This is a genomic window from Kineosporia babensis (assembly GCF_021129305.1).
In the GTDB taxonomy this organism is placed as follows: Bacteria; Actinomycetota; Actinomycetes; order Actinomycetales; family Kineosporiaceae; genus Kineosporia; species Kineosporia babensis.
Map to the genome: position 1 here is coordinate 163,533 of NZ_JAJOMB010000001.1, position 14,160 is coordinate 177,692.

At 67.1% G+C, this 14,160-nt stretch carries 12 protein-coding genes; 9 read left to right on the top strand and 3 right to left on the bottom strand.

The genetic code is table 11. The annotated features are described in order from the left end of the window. The first annotated feature begins 427 nt into the window (after positions 1 to 427). The 9 genes from LR394_RS00730 (at position 428) to LR394_RS00770 (ending at position 9,655) form a co-directional block, all read left to right on the top strand. On the top strand, positions 428 to 1,933 hold the full coding sequence (locus LR394_RS00730) for a sialidase family protein (protein WP_231438332.1): 1,506 nt from the start codon (positions 428 to 430) through the stop codon (positions 1,931 to 1,933). A gap of 175 nt (positions 1,934 to 2,108) precedes the next feature. Further along, on the top strand, positions 2,109 to 3,179 hold the full coding sequence (locus tag LR394_RS00735; RefSeq protein ID WP_231438333.1) for a CapA family protein: 1,071 nt from the start codon (positions 2,109 to 2,111) through the stop codon (positions 3,177 to 3,179). A 50-nt stretch (positions 3,180 to 3,229) separates the two neighbouring features. After that, positions 3,230 to 4,642 carry a GGDEF domain-containing protein gene (locus LR394_RS42585; RefSeq protein WP_231438334.1) on the top strand — a complete coding sequence of 471 codons (1,413 nt, stop codon included), beginning with the start codon at positions 3,230 to 3,232 and terminating at the stop codon, positions 4,640 to 4,642. A gap of 9 nt (positions 4,643 to 4,651) precedes the next feature. Continuing rightward, positions 4,652 to 5,770, top strand: a complete 1,119-nt coding sequence (locus LR394_RS00745; RefSeq protein WP_231438335.1) for an SLC13 family permease — start codon at positions 4,652 to 4,654, stop codon at positions 5,768 to 5,770. Between the two features lie 41 nt (positions 5,771 to 5,811). Continuing rightward, positions 5,812 to 6,360 (top strand): GNAT family N-acetyltransferase, encoded by a 549-nt coding sequence (locus LR394_RS00750; RefSeq protein WP_231438336.1) that lies wholly within the window; start codon positions 5,812 to 5,814, stop codon positions 6,358 to 6,360. Next, positions 6,357 to 7,121, top strand: a complete 765-nt coding sequence (locus LR394_RS00755) for a putative protein N(5)-glutamine methyltransferase (protein WP_231438337.1) — start codon at positions 6,357 to 6,359, stop codon at positions 7,119 to 7,121. Before LR394_RS00750 ends, LR394_RS00755 begins: the two co-directional genes overlap by 4 nt. A gap of 117 nt (positions 7,122 to 7,238) precedes the next feature. Continuing rightward, a complete protein-coding gene (locus LR394_RS00760; RefSeq protein ID WP_231438338.1) occupies positions 7,239 to 8,912 on the top strand; it encodes a sodium:solute symporter family protein in 1,674 nt (557 codons plus the stop codon). Between the two features lie 12 nt (positions 8,913 to 8,924). After that, a complete protein-coding gene (locus LR394_RS00765) occupies positions 8,925 to 9,200 on the top strand; it encodes a hypothetical protein (protein ID WP_231438339.1) in 276 nt (91 codons plus the stop codon). A 41-nt stretch (positions 9,201 to 9,241) separates the two neighbouring features. Beyond that, positions 9,242 to 9,655, top strand: a complete 414-nt coding sequence (locus LR394_RS00770; RefSeq protein ID WP_231438340.1) for a PPOX class F420-dependent oxidoreductase — start codon at positions 9,242 to 9,244, stop codon at positions 9,653 to 9,655. Here LR394_RS00770 and LR394_RS00775 read toward each other — a convergent pair. Genes LR394_RS00775 through icmF form a run of 3 tightly spaced genes read right to left on the bottom strand, consistent with a single transcriptional unit; the run spans position 9,648 to position 14,110 of the window. Then, on the bottom strand, positions 9,648 to 10,373 hold the full coding sequence (locus tag LR394_RS00775) for a helical backbone metal receptor (RefSeq protein ID WP_231438341.1): 726 nt from the start codon (positions 10,371 to 10,373) through the stop codon (positions 9,648 to 9,650). The genes LR394_RS00770 and LR394_RS00775 overlap by 8 nt on opposite strands. Next, positions 10,360 to 10,857 (bottom strand): MarR family winged helix-turn-helix transcriptional regulator, encoded by a 498-nt coding sequence (locus LR394_RS00780; RefSeq protein WP_231438342.1) that lies wholly within the window; start codon positions 10,855 to 10,857, stop codon positions 10,360 to 10,362. The genes LR394_RS00775 and LR394_RS00780 overlap by 14 nt, the downstream gene beginning before the upstream one ends. A 37-nt stretch (positions 10,858 to 10,894) precedes the next feature. Then, the gene (gene icmF / locus LR394_RS00785) at positions 10,895 to 14,110 is read right to left on the bottom strand and encodes a fused isobutyryl-CoA mutase/GTPase IcmF (protein WP_231438343.1); all 3,216 of its coding nucleotides are present in this window, start codon (positions 14,108 to 14,110) and stop codon (positions 10,895 to 10,897) included. Positions 14,111 to 14,160: the final 50 nt, after the last annotated feature.

A 14,160-nucleotide genomic window follows, 5' to 3' on the forward strand; every position in this document is an offset into this window, starting at 1 on the left:
GCTCGGTCCTGAACCACCGCAGGGTGGGTCGGGACAACCCGCCCGCACAGTGAACAGGACCGGGCCTTGAAGGCGGCCGGTGCAAGGAATGACAGGGTGCGTGACCCGGTCGCTCCGAGCACCGGCCGTCGGCGTTTGCCGGGCACTGCGAACCGCACAGAACCGGGCAGCCAAGCAGCAGTCAGGTTAAGCGCGCACCCGCGGTACGGCACCGGTGCGCCGAACGCGCCTCGGTGCAGACAAATTCACGCTCTAGCACTCGAAATCGAAATCGTCAGGCCTCTACGGTCAGCAGTTCGACCGATTTCTGCTGATCCTCGGGGGATCCATGGAACCGCGTTCGCGACTCCACTCAGCAATACCCTTAAGTACTACCCGGCGGTGTCGAACAGGCTTACGTGGCCCTCGACGTGATGAACCCCGCCGAATGACCCGTCCGAGCTTCCGCCGGTTCGCCGGTGGCCTGATCGCTTCCTGCACCGCCGTGGCCGGCCTCGCGCTCGGCACCGCCGTCACCTCCTTCGCCGAGCCCGCCGCGAAGAGCACGCCGGTCAGCACCCAGGCCGCCGGCTGCGTCAGCTCCCCGTTCGTCAGCCAGCCGGCCCGCACGCTCTGGTACCGGATCCCGGCGATCGTGCGGACCAACCAGGGCACCCTGGTGGCGTTCGCCGAGGCCCGGGACAACAGCGACGCCAGCGACATGGGCGACTACGACATCGCCACCGCCCGCTCCACCGACAACGGCTGCACCTGGAGCCGGCCCCAGGTGATCGCCAGCGACGGCGCCAACCGGGTGTCCAACCCCTCGGCCCTGGTCGACCGCGAGACCGGCAACATCCTGCTGTTCTCCAGCGTGACCGTGCGGGAGAACTCCGGGGGTAAGGGCAAGGGCCTGTACCTGCAGACCAGCACCGACGACGGCAAGAGCTTCTCGCCGCTGCTGGACACCCCGGTCAAGCCCGACGGGGTGAAGTCGGGTCTGCCCGGTCCGGGCCACGGCATCCAGCTCAGCCGCACCCATCCGGGCCGGCTGATCTTCCCGATCGCCTATCGCACCAAGGAAGGTCTGTACGGCGGGTACGGCATCTACAGCGACGACCACGGCCAGACCTGGCACAACGGCTACCACCAGCTCGACACCACCGGTAACCGCGACTGGATCGAAGGCACCATCGCCGAGCTGGACAGCGGCGAGCTGTTCATCAGCTACCGGGTGAAGAAGGATCTGGCCAAGGCCGGAACCGCCCGGCAGTGGGCGGTGTCCAAGGACGGCGGCGAGACGCTGGCCGGCGAGGGCTTCACCAAGTCCAGCCTGCCGATCGTCTCGGTCCAGGGCAGCGCGCTGGTGCCCACCGGCCGGCACGACAACGTCCTGCTGTTCACCTCGCCCGGCGACACCACCCGCAATCTGCGCCGCGACATGTCGATCTTCGTCAGCACCAGCGACGGCACCCGCTGGAGCCGGCGCTACCAGCTGGAACTGCAGAGCACCCCGGGCGCGTACTCGGACATCGTGCAGATCGACGACTCGGTGGGCGTGCTGTACGAGACCGGGCTGCAGACCTGGAAGGAGCGCATCGTCTTCCGCAGCGTCCCGATCGCCCAGGTGCTGAACCCGACCAAGGTCGGCTCGAGCATGACCTTCTACCGCAACGCCAAGCCGGTGCGGGTCTCGGAGAACGCCAAGGCCCAGGTCAAGGTGAAGGTCCCGGGCACCCGCCGGCCGACCGGCCGGGTCACCCTGACCGCCACCGGGCGCAACGGGGTACGCAAGAGCTCGTACATCGACTTCACCTACTCCAACCAGGGCTCGCGCTGGGTCACCCTGCCGAAGCTGGGCGCAGGCACCTACCGCCTCACCCTGACCTACTCCGGCAGTCTGCGGATCAAGGGCACGAGCGTCCCCGCGGGCGTGCTCAAGGTGGTGCGCTAGGCGGCATACTCGGGTCGTGCGTCATAGCCGTCACACGACGAACATCAGAGCCCGGTTCCTGCCAGTGGTGGGGGCCGGGCTCTGCGCCGTCCTCGCGTCCTGTTCTTCCGGGAGCACACCAGCAGGGGACGATTCGGGCGCCACCGGCGCAACCCCGTCCTCAAGCAGTGCTGAGGTGAGCACCCCCGAACCCGCGGCGATCCCCGAGACCGAACGTTTCAGTTTGGTCGCCACCGGCGACGTGCTGCTGCACGAGTCGTTGTGGGAGCAGGCAATTGCGGACGGGGAGGGCACCCAGGCGGGCGGGATGGACTTCGGTCCGATGCTGGCTGGGGTGAAGCCGTACGTGAACCGCGCGGACGTGGCGCTGTGTCATCTGGAGACGCCCCTGGCGCCCAAGGGCGGACCGTACTCGGCCTACCCGATGTTCTCCGGCCCGCCCGAGATTGCCGACGGGCTGGCCGAAACCGGCTACGACATCTGCAGCACGGCCAGCAACCACACCTTCGACAAGGGCGCGGACGGCGTGGACCGGACGCTGGACGGCCTGGACGCGGCAGGCATCAAGCACACCGGGTCGGCGCGCACGCAGAAGGAGTCCAAGCGGATCACCACCCTGAAGGTGAACGGCGTCCGCGTGGCATTTCTGTCGTACACGTACGGTTTCAACGGGATGGACTGGCCGAACGGGCAGACCTGGCGCTCGAACAAGATCTCTCAGGAACGGATCCTTCGCGACGCCACGCGGGCCCGGAAGCAGGGGGCGGACGTAGTGGTGGCGGCGATGCACTGGGGTACGGAGTATCAGCAGACTCCCTCGGCCGATCAGAAGGCCCTGGCCCCGAAGCTGGCCAAGTCGGGCAAGCTGGACCTGATCATCAGCCATCACGCGCACGTGGTGGAGCCGGTGGAGAAGATCGGCAAGACCTGGGTGGTCTACGGGCTGGGCAATCTGGTGGCCGACCACTCCACCCCCGGCGATCCGAACGCCGAAGGTCTGCTCACCCGGTTCACGTTCGAGCGCTCGGCGGGGGCGAAGCGGTTCAAGGTGACCGAGGCCGAGTACGTGCCGCTGCTGATGACCAAGAAGCCGCCGCACCGGGTGCTGGACGTGCGAAAGGCCCTGAAGACGAAGAAGTACGGCTCCACCGACCGGGCCCGGCTGCAGACCGCGCTGAAGCGCACCACCAAGGTGGTCGAAAGCCTGGGCGGGGCGGAAAAGGGGCTGACCACCGCGAACCCCTGACTCAACTTCCCTGCCCCTGAGCCGATCTCCAGACGGTGACGGGGCGGAGCGTGATCCGGGGACTGGGATTCTTAGCTGTCCTGGTCGCGCTCAGCTGCGCCCTACCCGCGCCCGGCAGCCTGACCCAGAGCCTGGTCCACGCGGTGTCGGCGGCCGTGTCAGCGCTGTTTCTGGGCATCGCACTGACCCGGATCCAGCCGGCCCGGCGTCCGCCCTACCGACTCATCTTCTACGGAGTGCTGTGCTTCGTTCTGGGTGAGTTCCTGGCCTTCTACTACCTGCGCTGGAACCCCGGCGTCTTTCCCAACTTCGCCGATGCTCTGCTGCTGGTCGGCTACCTACCGATCGCGGTCGGGGTCTGGCGCCTGGACCCCCAGCCGGGCACCCGCTACGGCGCGATGCTGGACGCCGCGATCGTCACTGTGAGCGCGGCGGTGCTGATGGCGGTCTTCCTGATCGTGCCGCAGATGTCCGGCACCGATTGGAACCTGGAGCAGATGGTGCGCGGGCTCTACCCGCTGCTGGACGTGCTCCTGCTGTTCCTGAGCACGCGGATGCTGTTCGGTTCGAGCCGGCTCGGACCAGTGCTGCGCTGGCTGATCGCCGCGATGACCTGTGTCCTGATCACCGACATCACGATCAACATCGACCTCGCTACCGGCGGGAGCGGTTTTCTGCGTCTGCCCTACCTCACCTGGGCGTTCTTCTATGTCTGTCTGGGCATCGCAGCCTCGGTGGCCGCCGGCCCGACAGCCGACGAGCGCACCGGCCCGACCACCACCTCCGGGCTCACCGTCACCCGGCTGAGCGTTCTGGCAGTCTCGGCCACCACCCCCTCGCTGGTGCTGGTGATCTCCGCGCTGCGCGGGGACTACAGCGACGACATCTACCTCGGCATCGGCTCGCTGATCCTGCTGGCCCTGGTGGTGGCCCGGATCTGGGACCTGGTGCGGGTGCTGCATGACCAGCACGCCGCATTGGCCCGGACCGCACGCACCGATCCGCTGACCGGGGTGGCCAATCGGCGCTCCTGGGACTTCGAGCTGGCCCGGAGCATGGCCGCGACCGGCGCGGGCACCCTGCTGGTGGCGCTGCTCGACCTGGACCACTTCAAGAAGTACAACGACGTGCAGGGCCATCAGGGCGGCGACGACCTGCTGCGGGAGGTCGCCCGGGCGTGGAGTCTGGCGATCGGGCCGAACGGCCGGATCGCCCGCTGGGGCGGTGAGGAGTTCGCGGTGGCCCTGTCCTGCCCGGACGTGGAATCCGGAGTCCGGACCCTGGACGAGTTGCGGGCCGTGGTGCCGTTCGGCCAGACCTGCTCGATCGGGGTCGCGCACTGGGAGGGCACGCAGAACGCCGAGGAGATCCTGCACCGCGCGGACGAGGCGTTGTACCGGGCCAAGCACGACGGCCGCGACCGGCTGGTGCTCTGGAGTGCGGAAGTTCATCCGGCCGTTTAACTTTCCGGCATGTGGCTGGTGCTTGCCGTGGGCGGCGCCCTCGTCGTCCTGACCGGCTGGCTGCCGGCCGAGGACGCGTACGACGTGGCGGTGGATCGGGCCTTGCCGGTGCTCGCCTTCCTGGTCGCGATCACCGTCCTGGCCGATCTGGCCGAGAAGGCAGGCGTTTTCGACATGGCGGCCCGGGTCTGTGCCCGGCTGGCCCGTGGCCGCACGCTACGCCTGTTCCTGCTGATTGCTGGGCTGGGCACGCTGACCACGATCGGGATGAGCCTGGACACCACCGCGGTGCTGCTCACCCCGGTGGTGCTGACCGTCACCGACAAGCTCGGCCTGCGGCCCCTGCCGTTCGCCCTGCTGGTGGTCTGGCTGGCCAACACCTCCAGCCTGCTGCTGCCGGTCTCCAACCTGACCAACCTGCTGGCGATCGGCCACCTCGGCATCCACCCCACCGAGTTCCTGATCCGGATGGCGCTGCCCCAGCTGGCCTGCGTGCTGGTGACCGTGGCCTACCTAGGGCTGATCCATCACCGTGACTTGCGCGGTAGCTTCGCACCGCCCGAGCCCGTACCCCCGCCGGACCGCTGGACCTACCGAATCTGTGCCCTGGCCTGCCTGGCGCTGGCCCCCGGCGTGGTGATCGGCGTGGAACCGTGGATCGTCGCCCTGCCGTGTGCGCTGGCCGCCGTCACCGTGTTCGCCTTCCGCGCCCCGCACCACCTGTCGCCGAGCCTGCTCCCCTGGCGGATCGTGCTGCTGACCGAGGGCCTGTTCCTGGTGGTCACCGCGCTGACCGAGCACGGCGGACGCGAGCTGCTGACCGCCCTGACCGGTGACTCGGCCCTGGCCACGGTCTTCACCGCCGGGGCAACCAGCAATCTGGTCAACAACCTGCCCGCCTACCTGGCGCTGGAGTCGTCGGTAGCGCCGGAGAACCTGCTGGCCGTGCTGATCGGGACCAACGCCGGCCCGCTGATCCTGATCTGGGGTTCGCTGGCCACGCTGCTGTGGCGGGAGCGCTGCCGGGCCCGCGGAGTGCAGATCAGCGCTCTGCGATTCGGCCTGGTCGGGCTCGGCGGCGTGCCCCTGGTGCTCCTGGCCGGGTGGGCGGCCCTGCTCCTCGTTTAATCTGCTGCCGCTGCGGCACCCGCTGAACTAGCCTGCACAGAGTGCTGATCAGACGCGAGACCGAGGCCGACCGCCCTACCGCGGACAACGTCCATACGCGCGCTTTTGCCCAGGACGGCCCGGTCATCGGCGCCCTGCTGAAGTCGTTACGGGCCCTGCCACCCTCGGCCTGCGACCTGGCGCTGGTTGCCGAAAAGGACGGGCAGGTCGTCGGCTCCACCCTGTGCACCCGCAGCCTGCTCGACGCTCCCCGCAAGCTCGTCAACGTAGCCGTCCTCAGCCCGCTCGCCGTAGACCCGGAACATCACGGCCAGGGCCTCGGCTCGGCGCTGGTGCGGGCCGCGATCGAGGAGATGTCCAAGACCGACGTACCGCTGCTCTTCCTCGAGGGCGATCCGGCCTTCTACTCCCGGCTCGGCTTCGTCCCCGGCGGTCCGCTCGGCTTCCGTAAGCCATCGCTGCGTACCCCCGACGAAGCGTTCCTGGTAGTCAAACTGCCCGCCTACGAGGACTGGATGACCGGCACCCTGGTGTACGCCCGCGAGTTCTGGGACCACGACTGCGTGGGCCTGCGCGATCCGCAGGCATGATCTACCCCGAGATCGTGGACCGGCTTCGCCGCGCGGGTTGCGTCTGGGCCGAGGACGAGGCCCGCCTTCTGCTTGAAAATTCCTTTGATCAGCATGATCTCGTTGAGAAGGTACGCCGCCGGGCCGAGGGCGAGCCGCTGGAACTGGTGGTCGGATGGGCCGAGTTCCGCGATCTGAGGATTCAGGTGGCCCGCGGCGTGTTCATCCCCCGCCGCCGCACCGAATTCCTGGCCGAGCAGGCCATTGCGGCCGAGCCGACGGTGGTGGTGGAACTGTGCTGCGGAGCCGGAGCGATCAGCGCGGCCATCCAGCACGAATCCCGACGCACGATTGACCTGCACGCCGCGGACATCGACCCGGCCGCGGTCGAGCTGGCCCGCAGCAATCTGGACGGCCCGGTGCACCTGTACGTGGGTGATCTCTTCGCGCCGCTGCCGGAGCAACTGCACCAAACTGTAGACGTGGTGGTCGCCAACGTCCCTTACGTCCCCACCGCGGACATCCCGTTCCTCCCGGCCGAATCCCGGCTCACCGAACCCGGCACCGCCGTCGACGGCGGCCCGGACGGGCTGGCCTTGTTCAGCCGGCTGGTCGCCGAGGCGAGCCCTTGGCTGGCGCCCGGCGGTCGGCTGATGTCGGAGGTGAGCGAGCGGCAGGTACCGCTCGCCGCCTCGATCGTGGCCGGGCACGGCCTGCGACCAGAGGTGCGCGAGGACGAAAACCTCGGCGCGACTGTGATCATCGGGACATTTACCACCTAGTTCCCAGGTTCTCACCTCTGGCCCGCACAAGATGCGCATTGGTTGCTCCGGGCATATACCTGGCTTGCCCGAACGCGGTTCTAAACCTGAGCCCGGGGCGTGTTCAAGGGGGTTGCAGTGGACTCGGACGTCCTCCGCCTCGATGCTTCGTTCATCGACTACGCCATCCTGGCGTCCTACTTCGCGGTCGTCCTGGGGATCGGCGTCCTGGCCCGCCGGCAGGTCTCGAGCAGCATCGACTTCTTCCTCTCCGGCCGCTCGCTACCGGCCTGGGTGACCGGTCTGGCCTTCGTCTCGGCCAACCTCGGCGCCATCGAGATCATGGGGATGTCGGCCAACGGCGCGCAGTACGGCATGCCGACCATGCACTACTTCTGGATCGGCGCCGTGCCGGCCATGCTGTTCCTGGCCGTGGTCATGATGCCGTTCTACTACGGCTCGAAAGTCCGCTCGGTGCCGGAGTTCATGCTGCGCCGCTTCGGCCCGGCCGCGCACCTGGTCAACGCGGTCAGCTTCGCCCTGGCCCAGGTGCTGATCGCCGGCGTGAACCTGTACCTGCTGGGGACGATCGTCAATGTGCTGCTGGGCTGGCCGTTGTGGCTCTCGCTGATCGTGGCGGCGGCGATCGTGCTGGTCTACACCACCCTGGGCGGGCTCTCGGCGGCGATCTACAACGAGGTGCTGCAGTTCTTCGTGATCGTCGCCGCGCTGCTGCCGCTCACCCTGGCCGGCCTGCACAAGGTCGGCGGCTGGGAGGGCCTGAAGGAGAAGGTGGCCGCCAGCCCGGGTGGCGCCGAGCAGCTCTCGGCCTGGCCCGGCAACGAGCTGTCCGGGTTCTCGAACAACTTCCTGTCGGTCGTCGGCATCATCTTCGGCCTGGGCTTCGTGCTCTCCTTCGGCTACTGGACCACCAACTTCGTCGAGGTCCAGCGGGCGATGGCCTCCAAGAGCATGTCGGCCGCCCGCCGTACCCCGGTGATCGGCGCCTTCCCCAAGCTGTTCATCCCGTTCATCGTGGTGATCCCCGGCATGATCGCCGCGGTCTCGGTGCAGGAGATGATCCAGTACAAGGGCGACGGCAGCGGCAACGTCACCTACAACGACGCCTTGCTGCTGCTGATGCGCGACCTGCTGCCCAACGGCCTGCTCGGCCTGGCGATCACCGGTCTGCTGGCCGCGTTCATGGCCGGGATGGCCGCCAACATCAGCGCTTTCAACACAGTCTTCAGCTACGACATCTGGCAGACCTACGTGGTCAAGGACCGGCCCGACGGCTACTACCTCAAGGTCGGGCGCTGGGTCACCATCATCGCCACGGTGGCCGCGATCTTCACCGCCCTGATCGCCTCGGGCTACTCGAACCTGATGGACTACCTGCAGCAGCTGTTCTCGTTCTTCAACGCCCCGCTGTTCGCCACCTTCATCCTCGGGATGTTCTGGAAGCGGATGACGCCCACCGCCGGCTGGGTCGGCCTGGTGGTCGGAACCAGTTCCGCAGTCTTCGTGTTCATCCTGTCCGAGACCGAGGTGATCAGCCTGCAGGGCCAGGGCGCGAGCTTCCTGGCCGCGGGGGTGGCGTTCGTGGCCGACATCGTGGTGAGCGTGCTGGTGACCATGGTGACCGCACCGAAGCCGGAAACCGAGCTGCGCGGCCTGGTCTACTCGCTCACCCCGAAGGCCGACCTCAGCGAGAACCGGACCGGCGACGAGGCCGTCTGGTACCGCTCCACCCCGATGCTCGTCGGTGTCGCCGCGGTGCTCACCGTGGCCCTGAACATCATCTTCTTCTAAGGAGGTCCCGCCATGGCGCAAGTGCAGAAGACCACCACCGCGGGCGCGTTCGACATCCGCAGCATCATCGGCGGCCTGATCGGGCTGTACGGAGTGGTCCTGGTGGTGATGGGCCTGTGGTTCACCGACGACAGCGAGATCGCCCGGGCCGACGGGATCAACCTGAACCTGCGGGTGGGCATCGGGCTGCTGGTGTTCGCCGCGATCATGGTGGCCTGGGTGGTGCTGCGGCCGCTGCGGGTACCGGCCGAAGACACCCCCGATGACGCGAAGCCCGTTGCCGGGTAACGTGAGAGCGGTCCGTCCGTTCCCGAGTCAGGAGTAGACCGATGGCCACGCGCGCCCTTCCGGAAAGCCACCAGGACCTGCTGGAAAGAGCCAATTTCGCTCATCTGGCCACGATCCGCCCGGACGGGTCGCCGCAGAGCAGCGTGATGTGGTTCGAGTGGGACGGCGATGTGCTGCGGCTGACCCACACCAAGAACCGGCAGAAGTTCGCCAACCTGCAGAACGAGCCCCGGGTGGCGTTCTCGATCCTGGACCCGGAGAACCCGTACCGGTTCCTGGAGGTGCGGGCCCGGCTGGAGAAGATCGAGGACGACGACGAGCAGGCCTCGTTCTACAAGTCGCTGCAGGTGCGATACGGCAACGTCTACCCGATCCCGGATGCGGACGTCCGGGTGATCCTGACCTTCCGCCCGGAGTCGTACATCGCTGTGGTCAACGGCTCGGTGATCAACTGAGCGGCTCGCCGAGGATGGTCGGGGCCTGGACCAGCGAGGGCCCGTACCAGGTCAGATGACGTCCGCTGACCAGCGCCGACGGCACCGGGGCGAAAGCCTCGGGGCCGTCGGTGGAGCTGAACGCGTAGGGCTCGTCGGGCAGTACCACCAGGTCCGGCCCGGCCGCGATCAGCTCTTCCAGCGGAACTCTCGGATAGCGCTCCGGGTGCGTGGCAAAGACGTTGTCGATGCCGAGCCGGGCCAGCACGTCACCGGTGAACGTGTCGCGGCCGACCACCATCCACGGACGTCTCCAGACCGGGACGATCGCCCGTCGCCTTGCTCGCTGGTTCGGTAGTGCGGCCCAGGCCTTTTCCGCGTCGGCCAGCCATTGCGGCGACCCGAGACCACAAGCGTCCGTAAGCATTTCTCTGAGGCCCTGGAACGCCTCGGGCACAGTTCGGATCCGGGTGACCCACACCTTGAGGCCGGCCGCCCTGAGCGCATCAAGGTCGGGAACCCGGTTCTCTTCCTCGTTGGCCACCACGAGGTCCGGTCTCAGCGCAATGATTTTCTCGAGATCAGGATTCTTGGTGCCGCGAATCCGGGTGACGTCGAGATCGGCCGGATGAGTGCACCAATCGGTTGCCCCGACGAGCATTTCGGGGGCGGTAGCGGCGATGCTCTCGGTCAACGAGGGGACGATCGAGACCACCCGGCGAACCTCAGTAGTCGCCATGAGCTTCCCGGAATCGCTTGAGTACTCCGTTGAGCGCGCTGATGTCCTCGTTGCCGATTCCCATGGCCGTGAACACTTCCCGGTTGAGGTTTTCCGTCGCCTTGGCCACGACCTCCCGCCCTTGCGAAGTGATCTCGGCCAAGGTGGTACGCCGATCGGTGGGATGCGGCACCCGCTGAACCAGACCGCGCTTCTCACAGCGGTCCACGGCATTGGTGATGCTGGCCGGATGCACCTGCAGCCGGGCGCCGATGCGGGAGAGCGGCAGCGCGCCGGCCTTGCTGAAGGCCAGCAACTGCAGCAGTTCGTAGCGGGAGAAGGTCAGGTCGTGCGGCCGTAGCGCCTCTTCCACCCGGGCCATCAGAATCTGCTGCGCCCGCACGATCGAGGTGACGGCGGCCATGCCGGGCGCTGCTTCTTCCCAGCCGTGCTCTTCCCATTGACGCCGGGCCTCGTCGATCGGATCGAACGCAAGCTTGGCCATCCGGTGAACCCCTTAAACGTTGCGACGGTACTGCTTTTCAGACGTTACGACGGTACTGCCCGCCGACCTCGAAGAATGCCTCAGTGATCTGGCCCAGGGAGCAGCAGCGTACGGCCTGCATCAGCGCCTCGAACACGTTGCCCCCGTCGGCCGCTGCCCGCTTGAGTTCCTCCAGCGCGGCCGGGGCCTCGTTCCGGTGCGCTTTGTGGAAAGCGTTGAGCCGATCCAACTGCGAGCGTTTCTCCTCCTCGGTGGCGCGGATCAAACCCGTGGCGGCCACCGGCGTCCGTTCGTTCTGGGGTGGCAGGAAGGTGTTCACCCCGATCAGTGGCAGCGACCCGTCGTGCTTGCGCTGCTCGTACAGCATCGACTCGTCCTGGATCTTCCCGCGCTGATAGCCGGTTTCCATCGCCCCCAGCACCCCGCCGCGTTCGCTGATCCGGTCGAACTCGGCCAGCACGGCTTCTTCCACCAGATCGGTCAGCTCGGAGACGAGGTAGGAGCCCTGCAGCGGATTCTCGTTCATCGACAGGCCCCACTCCGCGTCGATGATCAGCTGAATCGCCAGGGCCCGGCGCACCGACTGTTCGGTGGGCGTGGTCACGGCTTCGTCATAAGCATTGGTGTGCAGCGAATTCGCATTGTCGTAGAGCGCGCACAGAGCCTGCAGGGTGGTACGGATGTCGTTGAAGTTCATCTCCTGGGCGTGCAGCGAACGACCCGAAGTCTGTACGTGATATTTCAGCTTCTGGCTGCGTTCGCCGGCCCCGTACTTGTTGCGCAGGGCCACGGCCCAGATCCGGCGGGCCACCCGGCCGAGCACGGTGTATTCCGCGTCCATGCCGTTGCTGAAGAAGAACGACAGGTTGGGCGCGAAGTCGTCGATCTTCATCCCGCGGGCGAGATAGCTTTCCACGTAGGTGAATCCGTTGGCCAGGGTGAAGGCGAGCTGGCTGATCGGGTTGGCTCCGGCCTCGGCTATGTGATAGCCGCTGATCGAGACCGAGTAGAAATTGCGAACCCCGTTACCGATGAACCATTCCTGCACATCGGCCATCGCCCGCAAGGAGAACTCGGTGCTGAAGATGCAGGTGTTCTGGCCCTGGTCCTCTTTCAGGATGTCGGCCTGCACCGTGCCCCGCACCGTCTGCAGCACCCGGGCCCGGGTTTGTTCCGGGTCAGCGTCGGGATGCGCTTCGAGCCGCTGTTCGATCGCGGTGTTGAGGAACATCGCCAGGATCGCCGGGGCCGGGCCGTTGATCGTCATGGAAACCGATGTGGTCGGCGAGCACAGGTCGAAACCGGCGTACAGCTGGCGCATGTCATCCAGCGTCGCGATGCTCACACCCGAGGTTCCGACCTTGCCGTAGATGTCCGGCCGGGGGTCTGGGTCGCGGCCGTAGAGGGTGACGGAGTCGAACGCTGTGGACAGGCGGGTGGCGGGCTGCCTTTCGGCCAGGAGGTGGAAGCGGCGGTTGGTGCGCTTGGCATCGCCCTCGCCGGCGAACATGCGGGCTGGGGACTCGGCATCGCGCTTGAACCGGAACACGCCCGCGGTGAAGGGGAATACTCCGGGGAGGTTTTCTTCGCGTAGGTAGCGGGTCAGGTCGCCGTGGTCGGTGGTTTTGGGGAGGGCTACGCGGGGGATGTCGCTGCCGGACAGCGTGCTTCGGCGGATCTCGGTGGTTTGCTGGCGGCCGCGGATTTCAGTGGTGAAGGTTTGCCCGCTGTAAGCCTTTACGGTGTTGGGCCATTCGTTGAGCTGCTTGCGGACGTCGGTGGGCACGCTTTGCTCGGCGGTGGCGGCCAGGGTTTGGAGGGCGTCTAGAGCCGTTTCCATTTCTGGCGTAAGTTCACCAACAGCCGTACCCAGATGCTGAACCTTCCGCGCCGCCGCAGCGATCACCTCTGTCTCACTCCGGTAATCGCGCAGTATCGCAGCAATCTCGGCCAGGTAGCGCACCCGCTCAGCCGGAATCACCGCCGTCGACTGCGAGGACGTCTTCACCGAAACCTCCGGCAGCACTCCCCCGGCAATCCCTAGCAGCCCCCGCACATGCTGGTACAACGCCGTAACCCCGGAATCGTTGAACCGGGCCGCGCTGGTGCCGAAGACCGGCATCTGCTCCCAGGGCACCCCGAACGCCTCACGGTTGCGCATGACCTGTTTCGACACGTCCCGAAGCGCATCCTGTGCCCCGCGCCGCTCGAACTTGTTGATCGCCACCACGTCGGCAAAATCCAGCATGTCGATCTTTTCCAGCTGCGACGCGGCGCCGAACTCCGGGGTCATCACGTACAGCGACACATCAGCCAGGTCCACGATCCCCGTGTCGCCCTGCCCGATGCCCGGCGTCTCCACGATCACCAGGTCGTATCCCGCGGCCTTGCACACGCTGATCGCGTCGGGCAGGCACTGCGGTACTTGCCCACCGGCACTACGCGTAGCCAGCGAACGGAAGAAGGTCAGGCCGGGCTGCAGCGAGTTCATCCGGATCCGATCACCCAGCAGCGCTCCCCCACCGCGCCGCCGGCTCGGATCGACCGCGATCACCGCCACCCGGAGCTTGTCCTGCTGATCGGCCCGCAGTCGGCGCACCAGCTCGTCGGTGAGTGAGGACTTGCCCGACCCGCCCGTGCCGGTGATACCCAGAACCATTGCGTTGCTTGCGGTCTGTCGGATCTCCTCCAGCCAGCCTGGCTCTGCTGCTCCGGCCTCGATCACCGAGATCGCCCGGGCCAGCGCCGGATCCGCTCCTGCCCGCACCTGCTCAACGCTCGGGATCGAAGCCGCCAGATCCCGGTCCGCCTCCTGCACAACCGAACTGATCATTCCGGCCAGGCCCAGCCGCTGCCCATCGTCCGGCGAGAAGATCAGGACGCCCCGCTGCCGCAGCGCCTGGATCTCCTCCGGCACGATCACTCCGCCACCACCACCGAAGACCCGTACTTGCGGAGCACCACGCTCGGCCAGCAGGTCCACGAGATAGCTGAAGTACTCCAGGTGCCCGCCCTGGTAGGAACTGATCGCCACCCCGTGCACGTCTTCCTGCACGGCCGCCGTGACCACCGCGTCCACCGAGCGGTCGTGCCCGAGATGGATCACCTCGCAGCCCTGGGCCTGCAGGATCCGCCGCATGATGTTGATCGACGCGTCGTGCCCGTCGAACAGACTGGCCGCCGTCACGAACCGGACCGGAGCGCGTTCGGTGCGCAGACGCGTCCCCAGTTCTGGATCTTGTTCTTGCTCCACCGCATGCCTCCCCGCCGAGAATGCTTGGACGTCCAACTATCGGACGTCCA